Origin of the sequence: Natrinema amylolyticum, from assembly GCF_020515625.1 — an archaeon.
Classification (GTDB): domain Archaea; phylum Halobacteriota; class Halobacteria; order Halobacteriales; family Natrialbaceae; genus Natrinema; species Natrinema amylolyticum.
Window position 1 is genome coordinate 1,926,811 of record NZ_JAIWPJ010000001.1, and the last position, 16,229, is coordinate 1,943,039.

At 63.1% G+C, this 16,229-nt stretch carries 17 protein-coding genes and 2 pseudogenes; 9 read left to right on the forward strand and 10 right to left on the reverse strand.

Annotation, left to right across the window (positions count from 1 at the left end):
• The first annotated feature begins 189 nt into the window (after positions 1 to 189).
• Together infB and LDH66_RS09485 are read left to right on the forward strand one after the other, a co-directional pair.
• The gene (gene infB, locus LDH66_RS09480; protein ID WP_226480807.1) at positions 190 to 1,989 is read left to right on the forward strand and encodes a translation initiation factor IF-2; all 1,800 of its coding nucleotides are present in this window, start codon (positions 190 to 192) and stop codon (positions 1,987 to 1,989) included.
• A 96-nt stretch (positions 1,990 to 2,085) separates the two neighbouring features.
• A complete protein-coding gene (locus LDH66_RS09485) occupies positions 2,086 to 2,289 on the forward strand; it encodes a hypothetical protein (protein WP_226480808.1) in 204 nt (67 codons plus the stop codon).
• A gap of 4 nt (positions 2,290 to 2,293) precedes the next feature.
• Here LDH66_RS09485 and LDH66_RS09490 read toward each other — a convergent pair whose 3' ends face one another.
• Both LDH66_RS09490 and LDH66_RS09495 read right to left on the reverse strand, forming a co-directional pair.
• Positions 2,294 to 2,668, reverse strand: coding sequence for a cyclophilin-like family protein (locus tag LDH66_RS09490; protein ID WP_226480809.1), 375 nt, complete (start codon positions 2,666 to 2,668; stop codon positions 2,294 to 2,296).
• 48 nt (positions 2,669 to 2,716) lie between these two features.
• The gene (locus LDH66_RS09495; protein ID WP_226480810.1) at positions 2,717 to 3,646 is read right to left on the reverse strand and encodes a PH domain-containing protein; all 930 of its coding nucleotides are present in this window, start codon (positions 3,644 to 3,646) and stop codon (positions 2,717 to 2,719) included.
• A gap of 116 nt (positions 3,647 to 3,762) precedes the next feature.
• Here LDH66_RS09495 and LDH66_RS09500 point away from each other — a divergent pair, with 116 nt between their 5' ends.
• Both LDH66_RS09500 and pyrG read left to right on the forward strand, forming a co-directional pair.
• Positions 3,763 to 4,188 (forward strand): hypothetical protein, encoded by a 426-nt coding sequence (locus LDH66_RS09500; RefSeq protein ID WP_226480811.1) that lies wholly within the window; start codon positions 3,763 to 3,765, stop codon positions 4,186 to 4,188.
• Positions 4,189 to 4,343: 155 nt separating this feature from the next.
• Positions 4,344 to 6,005, forward strand: a complete 1,662-nt coding sequence (gene pyrG / locus LDH66_RS09505) for a glutamine hydrolyzing CTP synthase (RefSeq protein ID WP_226480812.1) — start codon at positions 4,344 to 4,346, stop codon at positions 6,003 to 6,005.
• 303 nt (positions 6,006 to 6,308) lie between these two features.
• On the opposite strand, the gene LDH66_RS09510 is transcribed toward pyrG, so the two are convergent.
• Entirely contained in the window at positions 6,309 to 6,950 is a 642-nt protein-coding gene (locus LDH66_RS09510) for a hypothetical protein (protein ID WP_226480813.1), read from the reverse strand.
• A gap of 285 nt (positions 6,951 to 7,235) precedes the next feature.
• Positions 7,236 to 7,771 (reverse strand): annotated as a pseudogene (locus tag LDH66_RS23285) (IS6 family transposase).
• A 96-nt stretch (positions 7,772 to 7,867) separates the two neighbouring features.
• Between LDH66_RS23285 and LDH66_RS09515 the strand changes: the two are divergent.
• The 3 genes from LDH66_RS09515 to LDH66_RS09525 all read left to right on the forward strand — a co-directional run bounded on the left by LDH66_RS09515 (position 7,868) and on the right by LDH66_RS09525 (position 9,893).
• Entirely contained in the window at positions 7,868 to 8,311 is a 444-nt protein-coding gene (locus LDH66_RS09515) for a DUF5518 domain-containing protein (RefSeq protein ID WP_226480814.1), read from the forward strand.
• Positions 8,312 to 8,646: 335 nt separating this feature from the next.
• Positions 8,647 to 9,564, forward strand: a complete 918-nt coding sequence (guaA, locus tag LDH66_RS09520) for a glutamine-hydrolyzing GMP synthase (RefSeq protein WP_226480815.1) — start codon at positions 8,647 to 8,649, stop codon at positions 9,562 to 9,564.
• The gene (locus LDH66_RS09525) at positions 9,561 to 9,893 is read left to right on the forward strand and encodes a DUF7126 family protein (protein ID WP_226480816.1); all 333 of its coding nucleotides are present in this window, start codon (positions 9,561 to 9,563) and stop codon (positions 9,891 to 9,893) included. The genes guaA and LDH66_RS09525 overlap by 4 nt, the downstream gene beginning before the upstream one ends.
• A 498-nt stretch (positions 9,894 to 10,391) precedes the next feature.
• On the opposite strand, the gene LDH66_RS09530 is transcribed toward LDH66_RS09525, so the two are convergent.
• From LDH66_RS09530 to LDH66_RS09555, 6 genes and pseudogenes are all read right to left on the reverse strand, one after another.
• On the reverse strand, positions 10,392 to 11,138 hold the full coding sequence (locus LDH66_RS09530; protein ID WP_226480817.1) for a 5-formyltetrahydrofolate cyclo-ligase: 747 nt from the start codon (positions 11,136 to 11,138) through the stop codon (positions 10,392 to 10,394).
• A 1-nt stretch (position 11,139) separates the two neighbouring features.
• Positions 11,140 to 11,706 (reverse strand): MogA/MoaB family molybdenum cofactor biosynthesis protein, encoded by a 567-nt coding sequence (locus LDH66_RS09535; RefSeq protein ID WP_226480818.1) that lies wholly within the window; start codon positions 11,704 to 11,706, stop codon positions 11,140 to 11,142.
• A gap of 142 nt (positions 11,707 to 11,848) precedes the next feature.
• Positions 11,849 to 12,133 (reverse strand): annotated as a pseudogene (locus LDH66_RS09540) (transcriptional regulator); the annotation flags it as partial.
• A gap of 1 nt (position 12,134) precedes the next feature.
• Positions 12,135 to 12,761, reverse strand: coding sequence for a hypothetical protein (locus LDH66_RS09545; RefSeq protein ID WP_226480820.1), 627 nt, complete (start codon positions 12,759 to 12,761; stop codon positions 12,135 to 12,137).
• Positions 12,758 to 13,759, reverse strand: coding sequence for an ABC transporter ATP-binding protein (locus LDH66_RS09550; RefSeq protein ID WP_226480821.1), 1,002 nt, complete (start codon positions 13,757 to 13,759; stop codon positions 12,758 to 12,760). The genes LDH66_RS09545 and LDH66_RS09550 overlap by 4 nt, the downstream gene beginning before the upstream one ends.
• Complete coding sequence (locus LDH66_RS09555; RefSeq protein ID WP_226480822.1) at positions 13,747 to 14,604, reverse strand: ABC transporter permease; 858 nt, start codon at positions 14,602 to 14,604, stop codon at positions 13,747 to 13,749. The genes LDH66_RS09550 and LDH66_RS09555 overlap by 13 nt, the downstream gene beginning before the upstream one ends.
• A 141-nt stretch (positions 14,605 to 14,745) precedes the next feature.
• Here LDH66_RS09555 and LDH66_RS09560 point away from each other — a divergent pair, with 141 nt between their 5' ends.
• The gene (locus tag LDH66_RS09560; RefSeq protein WP_226480823.1) at positions 14,746 to 15,771 is read left to right on the forward strand and encodes a zinc-binding dehydrogenase; all 1,026 of its coding nucleotides are present in this window, start codon (positions 14,746 to 14,748) and stop codon (positions 15,769 to 15,771) included.
• A gap of 115 nt (positions 15,772 to 15,886) precedes the next feature.
• Positions 15,887 to 16,198: a DUF7977 family protein gene (locus LDH66_RS09565; protein WP_226480824.1), complete on the forward strand. Its 312-nt coding sequence runs from the start codon at positions 15,887 to 15,889 to the stop codon at positions 16,196 to 16,198.
• The last annotated feature ends 31 nt before the right edge of the window (positions 16,199 to 16,229 follow it).

Consider the following 16,229-nt stretch of genomic DNA (forward strand, 5'->3'; position numbering starts at 1 on the left):
CATACGGGCGTCAGACGTTGGCCGAGACGAGCGGGCATCGCTCTCGGCGACGCAGTGGGTCGTCGACCGAACCGCTGTCACTGCCAATTGTGCCCCGTCCGTTGGACCGGATCGACGGACCGACGATGACGATGGGTTTAACTACGGCGCTACGGAGGTTTTAGGTAAGACCTTCTCGGGTGGTTCATCATGTCGGACACGGATACACGCGACCCCACATCTCTCAGAACGCCGATCGTCGCCGTCCTCGGACACGTCGATCACGGCAAGACAAGTCTCCTCGACAAGATCCGCGGCTCCGCGGTCATCGAGGGCGAAGCAGGCGCGATCACCCAGCACATCGGCGCGACCGCCGTCCCGCTGGACATCATCTCTACGATCGCGGGCGAACTCGTCGACCCGGACGACTTCGACCTCCCCGGCCTCCTCTTCATCGACACGCCGGGTCATCACTCCTTTACGACGCTGCGCTCCCGCGGGGGCGCGCTGGCCGACATCGCCATCCTCGTCGTCGACGTCAACGACGGCTTCCAGCCCCAGACGCTCGAGGCGCTTGACATCCTCCGGCGGTCGGAGACCCCGTTCATCGTCGCGGCGAACAAGATCGACACCGTTCCCGGCTGGAACCCCAACGAGGACTCGCCGATCAACGACACCTACGAGGCCCAGTCCGAACGCGTGCGCGAACGCCTCGACGAGAGCCTCTACGAGATCATCGGCAACCTCTCGGACGAGGGCTTCTCCGCCGACCTCTACTGGCGGGTCCAGAACTTCCAGCGCAACGTCGGCGTCGTTCCCGTGTCGGCGATGACCGGCGAGGGGGTCCCGGACCTCCTGACCGTCATGATGGGCCTCTCCCAGCGCTACATGAAAGAGGAGATGGAGATCGACGTCGCCGGCCCCGGCGTCGGCACCGTCCTCGAGGTCAAAGAGGAGAAAGGGTTCGGGACGACGATCGACACAGTGCTGTACGACGGGACGATCCGGTCGGACGATCAGATCGTCGTCGGCGGGCAGAACGAACCGATCGTCACCGATGTGCGCGCGCTGCTCCAGCCGCGGCCGCTGGCCGAGATCCGGACCGAGAGCCGGTTCGAGAAAGTCGACGAGGTCTCGGCCGCGTCCGGGATCAAGGTCGCTGCACCCGAACTCGCGGACGCGATGGCCGGCGCGCCGGTCCGGGTCGTCCGCGACCGCGACGTCGACGAAGTCATCGAGGAAGTACAGGCCGAACTCGCGGACATCGCCGTCGACACCGCAGAGCAGGGCGTCGTCGTCAAGGCCGACACCCTCGGCAGTCTCGAGGCGATGGCTGACGCCTTAGACGAGGCGGAGGTGCCGATCGTCCGCGCGGAGGTCGGCGACGTCGCGCCGCGGGACGTCTCGGTGGCGTCGACGGCCGAGGACGGGAAACAGAAGGCCATCCTCGGATTCAACGTCGACACCCTCGACGACGCCGAGCAGCGCGCGGAGATCGAGGACGTGACGATCTTCACCGACGAGGTTATCTACCAGTTGATCGAGGAGTACGAGGAGTACGTCGAAGGAATCGAGAAGGCCCAGCAGGACACCATCCTCGACAACATCACCCGGCCCGCTCGCTTCCGGATCCTGCCGGATCACACCTTCCGCCAGAACGATCCCGCGGTCGTCGGCGTCGAGGTGAACTCGGGGACGATCCAGAACAACGCGAACGTCGTCAAGTTCGAGGGCAACGAGCCGAACCGCGTCGGCCAGGTCAAGGGGATCCAAGAGCAGGGCGAGGACGTCGACGAGGCCCGCGCGGGCAACCGCGTCTCGGTCGCCATCGACGGCCCGACCGTCGGCCGCCAGATCGAGGAGGACGACGAACTCTGGATCGAGATCCCCGAGAAACACGCGAAGATTCTCGAGCAGGAACTGGCCAGCGAGATCCCCGGCGACGAACTCGAGGCGCTGAACATGTACCTCGACAAGCAGCGCAGTCGGGACCCCTTCTGGGGCAAATAGCGCGCTCGTTTCTCTCGACACCGATTTCGGCCGGTATCCGACCGCAACGGTCGCTATCCTTATCCTATAGCCGTTCTTATGTCTCTCGTGAACCGGATGGTCTGGATACTCGTCGCAACGTACGTCGCGCTCGGGACCGCGCTCTTTTACGGGCTCGCGGTCGAGTCGACGACGGTGTTTCTCACCGCCGCCGGACTGCTCGCGCTGCTGGCCGTCCCGCAGTGGTTGCTCCTCTCGGGGCGGAAGCGGCGACACGGCCGGTCTACGGATCCGGAGCGGCTCCCGCGCAATCAGAGCTGAGCGGTCACTCCGCGCGCTCGAGGCGAACCCGCGCCCCGCCCTCGAGGTCCGCAAGCGGCTCCGTATCAGTAACCCGCGCGACGACGGTCACGGGCGCGGCGGCGCGGGGCTCACCGTCGTCGCTGGCCGGCGTCGGGCCCCAGAACAGACACAGCTTCCCGCCAGCCGGCCAGTAGGCGATCGAACCTTTGGGTACCGCTTCGCGGGCGTTTTCCGGCGGTACGTCCAGTGCCAGATCGAAATAGAGCTCGTCGCCCCAGCGGATCGCGTCGCCCGCCGCGGGCAGCGCCGCCTCGAGCGCGGCCCTCGTTTTCGGTGCGTCGTCGGTCCACGTCGCCGCGAGGTCGCGGTCGGCGACGGTGACTTGGAGGTCGCTCATGGGCGCGTCGACGGACCGGCGACACTTCTCGGTGACGACCGCGGCCCGTCAGCCCGCGGTCTCGACGGCCCTCGGATCGCGGCGCTCGGCCCGTTCGCGGGCGCGCTCGAGCGCCTCGGAGACCGCTTCGGCGTCCTCGATTGCCGAGCGGTCACAGCGGAGGTCGAAGAAACCGCTGTCGAACCCGAACCGCCGTCGTTCGACGACGAGTTCGTCGTCGGTCAGCCGGACGCCGTCGACCGTCTCCCAGGGGACGAACCCCTTCCAGAACGATCGGTCGACGACGAGACCGGCCTCGTGAGCGCGGATCTCCGGCGGGTTCCAGTGGTCGGTCTCGTCGAGGTCGTACCAGCCGTACCGCCGCGAGAGGATCATGACGGCACCGTAGAGGATCCAGAACGGACCGAGGACCCACTCCCCCTGCCAGACGCTGACGACGCCCGCGAGGATCATAAACGCCATAATTACGGTGTAGGCCGGCTCACCGGTCCAGCCCCCGCTTCGCTGCCACGGCCAGGTCGCGGCCGGCTCGTCGGCGGTGATCGCGTCGACGTACCGGTTCTTGGCCATCCGATCGAGGCCGAACCCCGAGACGGCGGCCAGTGCGGTCAGTACGACCGTGACGATGACGAAGCGGCCGGTCGCGTCGACAGGTGCGAGCGCGGCGAGGGACAGCGCCGCCGCGAACGCCGCCGCCGGGACGTAACAGGCGAGGCGTCGCCACCGGCTCCGGCCGATTCGCTCTGGGAGGCCACGCGCCCGCTTCGCGTAGATGTGGCCGACGATCGCGACGGCCGTCACCGTACTCGGGAGGACGCCGAGCAGCGTCGCGGTGGCCACGTCGCCGAGCAGCCCCGCGATCGCCATGATCCCGGTGACGACGATCCCGAGGTAGAACCCGAAGCCGGCCTGAAAGCCGATGTCGGGCTCGTTCACCGCAGGGGCCACCTGCCGTTCGTGAGATGTCACGCTGTTCACGTATTCGTCGTCGGAGCATAAAATAAACACGGTGTCCTCACTCTGCTGACACGCTCCGTCGGCTCCCCAGCGACCTCCGGTATGTGAGTTAACGTGCCGCACGTAGTACTGCCTGTATGCTGGTACAGCTCCGCCAGTACAAACACGAGGAGGTACAGTTCGACGATAACAGGACGACCGGCGAGTCCCAGACCGAAGACACGGTCAATCCGGAGGCTGAAGACTACTTCGGCGAAGAGATGGAGGATCTCGACGTCGAGACGTGGGATACCGTCGAGCACGAGGGCGATCCGATCCAGCGGCGTTCGCTCTCGATCGACGGGGTCACCGCCGTCTCCGTCCCGAAGCAACCGACCAACGAGGACGATCCGGACCTCCCCGGGCAGACGATCCAGTTGCGGATGGGCGGCGGCATCGAGCACGTCCCGCAGGCCGAGATCGTCGAAGTGCAGGATCTGGCGGTCGAGGAAGAGGAAGCCGAGGGGAAGGCGTCCCAGGACGGCGAATCCTACGGCAAGGAATCGATGGACGAGGAACCCTGACCGGCGCAGTCTTCGGCGGACACCATCTTTTTTCGACGACTGTGGACCCGGCGGGCGAGCCACTGCGTGGCGACCACACCGACGAGGAATGATAACCTCTGTCGGAGGCACCGCAGTCCCGAAATCGTTTTCAAGCGGTCGCGCGCACACTCGGTATGCCGACGGAATCGGACACTCATTATGACCCCTCGCTGGGGAACAAGTTCATCTTCGTCACCGGCGGCGTCATGTCGGGACTCGGCAAGGGGATCACGGCCGCGAGTACCGGCCGTCTCCTCAAAAACGCCGGGTTCGACGTCACCGCGGTGAAGATCGATCCGTATCTGAACGTCGACGCCGGGACGATGAACCCCTACCAGCACGGGGAAGTCTACGTCCTCGAGGACGGCGGCGAGGTCGACCTCGATCTCGGGAACTACGAACGGTTCCTCGACATCGACATGACCTCGGATCACAACATCACCACGGGGAAGACCTACCAGCACGTCATCGAGAAGGAGCGAGCGGGCGACTACCTGGGCAAGACGGTCCAGATCATCCCTCACATCACCGACGATATCAAGCGGCGCATTCGGGAGGCCGCCGAAGGCACCGACGTCTGTATCATCGAAGTCGGCGGCACCGTCGGTGACATCGAGGGGATGCCCTACCTCGAGGCCCTGCGCCAGTTCGCCCACGAGGAACCGGAAGAGAACGTCCTCTTCACGCACGTCACCCTCGTTCCGTACTCGAAGAACGGCGAGCAGAAGACGAAGCCAACCCAGCACTCGGTCAAGGAGGTCCGTTCGATCGGCCTCCAGCCCGACGTGATCGTCGGCCGGTGTGAGGATCGTCTCGACCCCGAGACCAAGGAGAAGATCGCGCTGTTCTGTGATATTCCGACCGAGGCCGTGTTCTCGAACCCGGACGTCGAGGACGTCTATCACGTCCCGCTGATGGTCGAAGACGAGGGACTCGACCAGTACGTCTTAGAGCACTTCGGACTGGCTGACGAGGCCCTGCCGGAGGGCGAGCGCGCGAACGACTGGCGCGAGATCGTCACCACAGAGAAAAACGGCGAGATCGACATCGCGCTGGTCGGGAAGTACGATCTCGAGGACGCGTACATGTCGATCCACGAGTCGCTGAAACACGCCGGCTTCGAGGTCGGCAGCGACGTGAACGTCCACTGGGTGGCCGCCGACGAACTGAGCGAGGGTCACGACGGGCAACTCGCTGGAATGGACGGCGTCATCGTCCCCGGCGGCTTCGGGATGCGCGGCTCCGAGGGCAAGATCCGAGCCGTTCAGTACGCCCGCGAGAACGGCGTCCCCTTCCTCGGGCTCTGTCTGGGCTTCCAGATGGCCGTCGTCGAGTACGCCCGGAACGTGCTGGGTCTCGAGGGCGCACACTCCGCGGAGATGGAGGAAGACACGCCGCATCCGGTCATCGACATCCTGCCCGAACAGTACGAGGTCGAGGACATGGGCGGCACGATGCGACTCGGCGAGCACACGACCGTGATCGAACCCGAGACGTTGGCCTACGAGCTCTACGGTGACACGTCCTGTTCCGAGCGCCACCGCCACCGCTACGAGGTCAACCCCGAGTACTTCGACCAGTTCGAGGACGAACCGCTCGTCTTCTCCGGCACCGCTGGCAACCGGATGGAGATCCTCGAACTCGAGGACCACCCGTTCTTCCTCGGGACGCAGTTCCACCCCGAGTACACGTCCCGACCCGGGCAGCCGAGTCCGCCCTTCCTCGGGCTGGTCGAGGCCGTCCTCGAACAGGCCGACGGCAGTGAGACCGCTGCTGAACCAGAGGCACAAACCTGATAGATATAGTAGCCACTGAATGTCAATTCACACCTAACTGCACGACGAGGTTGTGATTAGTGTGTAAATCGTTTCGGTGACTACTATAGTTAACTCCAACTCGGTCATCGACGCGCGGACCGGCTATGGAAGAACGATCACGGCTTGCACGTTATTATCACTAGGAACTATTTTGTCTTACGTTCTATATTATATAGTTATATTTCAATATTCTGTTAGCTATTTTATTGTGATTGTCTTACACGATAGCGAAATAAAATAAACGATTTTGGTTATTACTACGGGGATGGATAATTCAGAGAACTACACAGCGGGGTTTTCGATCTCAAAGTCCCACGACGCAGTCTCCCAGCCACTTCTCAGATCGTAATATTCAACAGAGAGTTCGATCCCCCAGGATTCGATAGGTCCAGTCAGAGAATCTTTTCCATAGGCTCGCACCGACGCCTCAATTTGGAGCGGTCGAACACCACCAGAGAGTGTCTCTTTGCCGTTGCATTCATCGTTCATTCCGGTAGAGTACGACTGTCCCAGCGCCTCAACTTGGAAATTCCAATTACACGTTCCGGCACAGTGATCCAAGTGCAACTTGAACTCGACCCCCCACTTCTCAACGGAACCACCCCAATCGAGTTGGTCCCCACTACAACTGAGGTGATCATAGAGGCCCACTTCATTATCCTGTTTCTTATTGAAGTCTCCGATGTTCCACTTAGCATCACCTGCTGACTTGAGCGTGAACCAGTCGGGCGTTTCCTCACCACTCGTTACGTAACCGGATGTTCCTTCGGCGAGCGTTAGTTCCTCGTCAGTCTGTTGGTTTCCAGTCTTGTCGGCTGCTGCAGTACCGCTAGCAACTCCTATTATCCCGAGTCCGCTGCCAGTAAGCAATCGAAGGGTGTTTCGCCTAGTCGGTTCGGAGGATTCACCATTGTTTTCTTTCATCGCAATTGGTTATTTCCAATGGCACTTAATAAAGTTATTTATATACAGAATTTATTATTTTCTAATATTTATTCCCCTCACTCATTTGGGGTAAGGGGATGTGTGCAGCTAGTAACTTGAGAAGAAATGACTACGCTGCATGGTACTATCTAGTTGTTCGATCCATTTCCTGGCGCTTGTCCGACTGCTAACCTACGAGTTATGGAAAAATTCAATCCCCATTTTGGGAGGATGAGGACCACTTTTCTATGTGATTTCAATCAACATAGTTGAGGTAGGTCATGTTTAGTTTGTAGCCTTCTGCCAGATGGCAACGGTTTGAAGACACGATTCTGCGGTTAATGGTTTAACGTAGCTAGACAGTTTGACGGTAGATTTTATGAGAATTAACGTCTAGAATTATATATTTGATAGCATTCTGATTGCCTTGTTTCTAGTATTGATATCGGAGTCTGTATCGACGGAGTGTTGTCTGGGGATGCTGTTCATCATTGACGAGAAACACAGCGTTTTCGACGTCATATTTCTCGATTGATTCTCGCAGAAAGCGTTCAGCCAATGTTGTCGTAGTCGTTGAAAATAACCGTATATGGAGATTTTGGTCGCTTCCGACTTCACTGCAGCGAACAGCCAATACTGGTGACTGTCAATGTGAATCACACTTTCGTTGAGCGCAACGTGACTCGGATTTCGAAAGCAATAGTTGGGCAAGATAAAGCCGAATATCAGGGCGACATCAGCTAACGCAGTCTCCGCTCTCGCCCCACCATACCCAACCCGATCCAGTCGCTACACCCATTGAGGTGGGCGATTTTTGGCATAGAGAGCCACAAAATCGTTCCCTTTCTTTTCCGCTTAACTAAACACGGCTATTTGCAGTGCAAAAATATATAAGTCAAAAAACCAAATTCGAAAATATGATTGTGTCTATAAAAACCAAAATCATTCAGTGGCTGCTAGACGAAGATGTATCGGTTGCGACAGTGCTCGGGTTCCTCTCTATTCCTTTTACCCTGGCTGTCTCTCTAAGTACGGGTGCGTCCCACTATGATGCTGGCCCAGTAATGCTTGCTGGGTTCTTAGCGGGGCTATACTACAGCAATCAATCGACCGCTGTCGTGCGTGCTGGCCTGCGAACCGGCGTTATCGGAAGTCTCCCCGTGATTTGGGCCTCTACCAGTTTCATCGCATCTGGATGGGAAATATCGTTTAGCTACGCCGTTCTCGCGGTCGCGTTCGCGTTGCTTTGGCACCTTTTTGCCCTCGTGGCTTGTAGCTTCTTCGGTGTCGTCGGTGCGCTGGTCGGCAACATCGTCGGTCGTGTTCCTCCGTTTCGTCGCATCGCACCGAAGACCGTCTGACCTGACGGTTCAGAATATCGCCGGATTGTCCCTTCCCGTCTGCATCGCGGTTCTCGCCGGTTTCACTCTTTCACTCGCTTCGAACCGCGTTCTATCGGAACCGCACACTCCCCGCGCGATTGAGTGTGGTCTGATCTACAGTGACTCCTATGGGTTTGTTACGCTTCCACGTCGTTCGAACACTCGAGCCGTCAGTTTGAAATATCCCTGAGAAGGGGTCGACTGATGATTCAAAATCGTTTTGTCTGTGCCGTCCCGAAACTTGCCATGGCGATTACGTTCGATAAGGCTATTCTGTACGGAACTGCGGTCGGACGACAGGAGAGTGACCCCGAATGGTAGAGACAGACACGTTCGTCCCCGACGCAGTCGCAGAGATCGACGAAGAAATCGGCGATGCGAACGCCGTCATCGCCCTCTCGGGCGGCGTCGACTCCTCGGTCGCCGCCGCCCTGGCCTACGAGGCCATCGGCGACCGACTCACGCCGGTCTACGTCGACACCGGTCTGATGCGGAAAGGTGAGACCGAGCAGATCCGCGAGACCTTCGACTACATGGAGTCGCTGCGGATCGTCGACGCGAAGGACCGATTCCTCGAGGCGCTCGGGGGAACCACCGATCCCGAGGAGAAACGCGAGATCATCGGCGAGCAGTTCATCCGGGAGTTCGAGCGCGAAGCGAAAGACGCGGACGCGGACTTCCTCGTTCAGGGGACGATCTACCCCGACCGAATCGAGAGCGAGGGCGGGATCAAGTCCCACCACAACGTCGGCGGCCTCCCCGAGGTCGTCGACTTCGAGGGGATCGTCGAACCCGTCCGCGACCTCTACAAGGACGAGGTCCGTGAGGTCGCGCGCCACCTCGGCCTCGACGAGCTCGTCGCCGAGCGGATGCCGTTCCCCGGTCCCGGCCTCGCCGTGCGGATCATCGGCGAGATCACCGAGGAGAAACTCGAGGTGGCCCGCGAGGCCAACCACGTCGTCGAGGAAGAGCTCGAGGAGTATGAGCCCTGGCAAGCGCTCGCGGCCGTCATCGGCAAGGCGACCGGCGTCAAGGGCGACAACCGGGTCCACGGCTGGGTCGTCTCCGTCCGCTCGGTCGAGTCACGCGACGGGATGACCGCGCGCGCTCAGGAGATCGACTGGGAGACGCTCCAGCGCATTCAGTCCCGGATCACGGGTTCACACGAGAACGTCGCCCGCGTCGTCTACGACGTGACCCACAAACCGCCCGCGACCATCGAGTACGAATGAGTTCCGGTACGACCGCCGTCGTCGCCGGTCTCGACGAGGACGGTATCGGTGCGGCACTCGAGAGTGAAGGCGTCGACGTGACTCGAATCGACGGCGTCATCTCCCGCCCGCAACTCGAGGAGGCGGGCGTCGTCACGGCCGACCTGTACGTCCTGACGGACGTCGGCCAGGCGACGACGATCCCGATCGTCTGCGATCTGAACGACGATGTCCGGACCGTCGTCTACGCGCATCGGACCGTCCCCGAGTTCGTCAAGGGACAGCTCGATATCGCGATCGATCCGCAGTTGATGGACGCGAGCATCGTCGCCGACGAACTCGTCGACTGACGCCCGCGGGCCGCCGCCGGCCGTCGGCCGCTCCGACCCGGCGCTCGCGAAACCGATTCGGTCGCCGAAATCGTTTCTTTGTTCCGTACAGTCACTCGGACAGCTACGACTGCCGTATAAACTTTCTCGAGGGAGATTTCGGCCGAATAAACTCGAATTGAATTCGGTGGAATTCGGCGTAAGACTGGTATACCATCACCCCCGTTCAAGTTGGATCGGCCGCTACATCTCGATGGAGGTCGACGGGCAGACCCCACCGATGGCACCCACCACCTGCTCCCGCGACTTCCAGCAACCCCACCACAGCACCCTTCCCCCACCACTGCCAACCGATTTCGCTGACGCGGGCCCACCCCACCGGCTCGCGTCGCACCCTGCGATTCTGGCATCGGAACGCGGCGTTTTCCGCCGCGTTCCGGGGATGGATCCCCCTTCTGTCGACGTCCATCTCCGAGAGATAGATCTCTAGCGATCTCCCCTCGAGTCACTCAGTCTGCGCTACGAGTTTCGAAGCCGTTCCAAGACCGGAATCTCCGCGAGTCGCTCGTCCGTGAGCAGGTCCCAGTCAATGCCGGTCGGCTGCGCGCTCCCCTCCGGGCGCATCACCCGCTCGGGCGTGACGACGAGATCCATTACGACGTCGTGCTCCTCGACGGCGACCGACTCCTCGATCAGCTGTCGCTCGTGGACCGTCGTCGCGACGGACGTCGCGTCGTCGACGAGGCCGAGTTCGCGGAGCACGGCGAACTCGAGGTCGCTGTAGCCCTCTCCCTTTCCGATTCGACCGCCGTCCGCGGTGACCGCGACGCTCCCGGAGACGATCAGGTCGACGCGGTCGACCGCCTCTGGCCCGACCTGTTCGCCGTGTTCCGACGAGCCCGAGACGGTGGTCGCCGCGTCGTAGTCCTCGAGTTCGTCCGGATCGAGTTTCAGGAAACACCGCTCGTCGGCGAGCCGCGGCACGGCCATGTAGACCGTCTTCCCCTCGCGTAACGCCCGCCGCCGGACTGGCAGTTGCGGCGCGTCGGGATTGGCCTTGATCGTCGTCGCCTCGGTCCACTCCGGTTGCTCGGCCAGTCGGTCGGCGGCCTCGCTCGCCCCGGCGAAGTTCGGAATTCGACCGTGGGGCGGGAACGGAAACCGGGCCTCGCCGCTCTCTTCTAAGTCGTCCCAGACGCGCTCGCGGACGGATTCCTTGTCGATACCGTCGGTATCGTCGCCGTCGTCACCGTCGGCAGAGCCCACGTCAGGCACCTCCGTCGGCCACGTCGGCGTCGGTCGGTTCGCCGTCCTCGTCCGGCTCCTCCTCTCGTGCGAGTTCGACGAGCGCGGGCGCTTCCGACAGGACGATCTCCTCGAGCGCGAGGCGGACCGCGTCGGCGTGGCCGGGCAGACAGAAGATCGGCGTTCCGTCGGCGACGCCGGCGAGCGTTCGCGCGGCGACGGTCTTCGATCCGACCTGCTCGTACGCCAAGAGAGTGAATAGCTCGCTGAAAGCGGTCAGTTCCTTCTCGAGTAACGGCTCGACGGCGTCGATGGTGACGTCGGTCGGTTCGACGCTGGTCGCACCGGCGGTGATCACCGCGTCGACGTCGTCGCGGTCGATCAGTCGCGAGACGATCGACTGGACCTTGTCGTGGTCCGCGCCGACGTGTTCTCGCACCGTGATCTCGTTGCCGTCGCCCTCGAGCGCCGCGGTGACCGCCTCGCCGGCCTCGTCGGTATCGAGGCTCCGGCTCGAGGAGATCGTGACGACGCCGGTACAGAGCGTCCCGTCGCCGGATTCGGCGTCGCTGGCATTCGTCTCGTTCATACGTCGTCTTCGAAAGCCGACCGGTAAAAACTACGCACACGCGCTATGCACTGGGGTCGAGACTCGGACCGAGATCGGAATCCGCGTCGCGATCCGCGCTGGATTCGGGGTCGTACGCCGGCTCCGACTCCGACGACGAGCCGGTATCGAGGTCGTCGATGAGCGACTCGAGCGTCTCGATGTGATCTTCGAACAGTTCCTCGCCGTGCTCGGTGAGTCGGTACGTCGTCCGGGGCGTTCCGTCGACGAACGCCTTGTCGACGGCGACGCAGTCCGCCGCTTCCATGCGATCGATGTGGCTGGCGAGGTTCCCCTCGGTGACCTCGAGCGTCGACGTGAGTTCGGTAAATCCGGTCGCGCCGTTGGCGTAGAGGTGCGCGAAGATGCGAAGTCGCGTGGGCTGGTGAACGAGTTTGTCGAATTCCATCTTAGTAGCGTGAGAGGACGGCGTAGGTTCCGACGTGGTGCAGTGCGATCCCGGCTCCAAGGGCGGCGTACTCCCAGCCTTCGAGGAGGGGGACGTACGGAATCGCCGCGGAGAGGGCCATGATCCACGCGCCGCCGCCGACGAACGCGTACCGATCGACGGCCCTGATGTCGTAGGCGGCGAGCAACTGACCCATGAGGACGTAGCCGACGCCGACGACGGCCCCCGCCGAGACGAGCGCGAGGCGGACCGAGTTCGTCGCGTCGAGCGCGTCGAATACCGGACGGAGTCCGACGATCAGGACGCCGAGCCCGGCCAGTACGGCGAGGAGCCAGCGCTGCTGGCTCGGCAGTCCCGTGGCCGGCGGCTCGTAGCTCGACTTGAAGCGTCGCTTCGCGAGTTCACAGCAGCCGATCACGCCGGCGAACGCGACGGCGATCCACGGCCGGAACCCCTCGCGGAGCCAGAACTGGACGACGGCGAAGAGGATCCCGGTACAGAGCCCCTCGACGATCCAGAACCGCCACCAGTAGGGATGCTCCGACGCGAGCCCCATCGCTCCCTTGATATCCGCGAGTTCGGTTTGAAGCACGTCCGCGTCGACGTCCTCGGATAGCTCTCGGCTCATCGTGGATCGGCGGCGGTCGTCGTCGACGGGTCGTTCGTATAGTACGTAAAGAGGTCGGTATAGGTCGGCTCGACGATCGAGAGCGCCGCCCGATCGATCCCCGCAGCGTCCGCGAGCGCCTCGAGTGACGGTTCCGGATCCGCGGCCGCCTCGAGCGAGGGGGGCGCGTCTGCGGGAGTCGCGACCGACGGTGCCGCGTCAGCGTCGTCTCCGGTCGCGTCCCCGTCTCGCAGCGGGACGAAGCCGCGGACGCTCCCGGCCACTGCGAACGGCTCCCCAGCGACGATATCGGCGAGCGCGCTCGCGTTCGATGCGCCCGTCTCGATGACCGGCGGGACCGACGCGAGCAGTTCGTCCGGCGAGCCGGTCGCGACGATCCGACCGTCCGCGAGGAAGGCGATTCGATCCGCGATATCGGCGTTCATCGGCCGGTGGCTGGCGACGACGATCGTCTTCCCGTCCGCCCGTTTCTCCCGGAACAGGTCGTGGACCGTCGGGATCGTCCCGAGGTCCAGCGCCGCGGTCGGCTCGTCGAACAGGTACAGCGGGGCGTCGATGCTAGCGGCGATGGCGAGTTCGAGTTTCCGAACCATGCCGCCGGAGTAGTCGGCGACGGATTTCTCGAGGTCGTCAGTGATTCCGAGCCGCTCGACGTGTGCTCGCCAGTCGTCGGTAAACGCCGGATGGAGCCGGCGGTAGAAATCGACGTTCTCGCGGCCGGTGAGGGACTCGAGTGCGAGGGCGTCCTGTAAGAGGAAACTCGTCGTGTCGGCGCGGGCCGTCGCCGGCTCGCCGAAGACGTCGACGCTGCCCGCGGAGGGACGCTCGCTGCCGGCGAGACAGGAGAGCAGGACCGACTTCCCGACTCCGTTCGGTCCCATGAGAACCAGCAGTTCACCCTCTTCGACCGTGAGGTCGACGCTCTCGAGGACGCCCTCCTCGCCGAAGGACTTGCGGACCCCATCGGCAATCGCGACCGGATCGCTCACGGCGACCACCCCTGATCGTAGAGCGTCCGGTTTACGAGTAGCGTCCCCGCGAGGACCGCGAGAGCGGCGTAGCCGCCTAACAACGCGATGAACGTCGGGTCGGTCGGCATCGCGGGCGGTGCGACGCCGAGTTCGGTCCAGCTCTCGGCCGGAACGAGGTGCGACACGAGCAGCCGCGTCGGGAGCGTGTTCGGGAGGTAGTTCAGCACCGGCCCGTCGATCACCGACTGCGCCGGGACAGCCCCGTTGAGACCGGTGAGGACGAACGTCATGACGGCGACGAGCGTGGTCGCCATCGACGCGATCCGTTTGTTCCCCGCGACGACCACGAACGGGATCGCTGCGACCATCCAGAAGAGGCAGGTCAGCACGCCGGCGGCCAGAACGATCGGTACCGATTCGGGACCGCGGAGGCCGTAGGACGCGCCGGTAGCCAGGCCGGCGACGATCGTCGCGGCGAACGCGCCCGCCGCGAGGACGAACCCGGCGGCCATTCGACCGATCAGATCGGCCGACGACGAGATCGGCATCGAGCGATAGGCTTCGTAGCGTCTGTCCTCGAGATCGGTCGCGAGCTGATTCCCGAAGACGAAGAGACAGACGAACATCGATCCGAGGATCCCGATTCCGATGGAGACGGTCGCGTCGGACGCGGCCGACCCGCTCGTCCCCTGTATCGCCCGGAGCAGGTACATGATCGCGGGAAACGCGATCACCCACGCCAGCATGAGCCGACTGTTTCGAGCCTCCTGGAGACTCCGCCGCGTGAACGCACCGGCCTGCTCGAGCCAGACCCGCCGTCCCCCGCTCGACTGCCGTTCGGTCCCGTACCCCTCCTGTATATCGGTTGACATCGTTTCGCGTCGTCCCGACGAAGCGCTGACAGATAAGAGTTTGTGATACAAAGTCACTTTCCGTCACAAACTGATCGACACCCGAACGTCGAATGCTGGTAGCCCAACTGTTATGGACGGCGTTTCCGTTGGCCTGCGTATATGCAGGCAGTCCAATTCGCGGACCACGGCGACACGGACGTCATCGAATACGGCGAGTACCCCGACCCCGAGATCGACCGGGACGAGGTCCTGGTCGATATCAAGGCGGCCGCGCTCAACCACCTGGACATCTGGACGCGGCGGGGAATGCCGGGGATCGACCTCGACATGCCACACATTCCGGGTAGCGACGGTGCCGGTGTCGTCGAAGAGGTCGGCGAGGACGTGACCCGCTTCGAGGAGGGCGACCACGTCGCGCTCTCGGCCGGCGTCGGCGATCTGCGGATGGACGATCCGACGCTCGACCCACACTTCCACATCATCGGCGAGCACGTCACGGGTGTCCACTCCGAGTACGCCGCGATCCCCGAGGACAACCTGATCCCCGTCCCCGAGCACGTCGACTGGGAGGTCGCCGGCTCGAGCTGTCTGGTCTTCCAGACCGCCTGGCGGATGCTCATCGAGCGCGCCGAACTCGAGGCCGGCGAGACGGTGCTCGTGCTCGGCGCGAGCGGCGGGGTCGGCCACGCCGCCCTTCAGATCGCCGACTACGCGGGCGCGGAGGTGTACGCCACCGGCAGCACCGAGGAGAAGCTCGACTACGCCGAGGAACACGGCGCGGACCACGTCTGTAACTACGAGGAGGAGGACTTCGCGGACTGGGTCCTCGAGGAGACCGGCGGCCGCGGCGTCGACGTCGTCGTCGAGCACGTCGGCGCGCCCACCTGGCAGAACTCCCTGAAGAGTCTGACCAAGGGCGGGCGGCTCGTCACCTGCGGCGGCACCGGCGGCGGCAACCCCGAGACGGACATTCCGCGCATCTTCTGGAACCAACTCGAGATCATCGGGTCGACGATGGCGACGCCCGATCAGGTCGACGACGTGATGGAACTCGTCTGGGACGGTACGTTCCAGCCCGCGATCCGCGAGGAGCTGCCGATGAGCGAGACCGCGCGCGCTCACGAGATCATCCAGAACCGGGAAGGGTTCGGCAAGGTCGTCGTCCGGCCGGACAGCGAACTCTGACCGGCGGCGAACGCTGCGCGGGCGCGACCGCTCCCGTTCGTCGACCCGATCACGACCGGACCTGTCAGGTCGGTCAACCGTGAGGGCTTTGTCGATGGGGTCGAAGGATTCGATAGTGAGCTCGAGCGACGACGGCGGCTACGTCCACGATCCAGCGGCGTTCGACGCCGACGCGGCCGACGAACAGGACGACGAGCCGGCCGATGAGAGGGACGAACCGCCACATCCCGCGACGGTCGATCGCGAGTTCGACTGGCGCGGCTGGATCCTCATCGGCGTCCTGTGCTTCGCGTTCCTCGTCGCTCCGACCGCGATCTACCTCGTCCCGCCGGGTGCGGAGGGCTATCGCTTCGCGCTGTTGATTCTCCCGTTGGCTCCTGCACTCTTGCTCGCGATCACGGCCGTCTGGGCGACGACGCGGCCCTGAACGCGGCCGACGGCGAGCCGATCGACTGGTC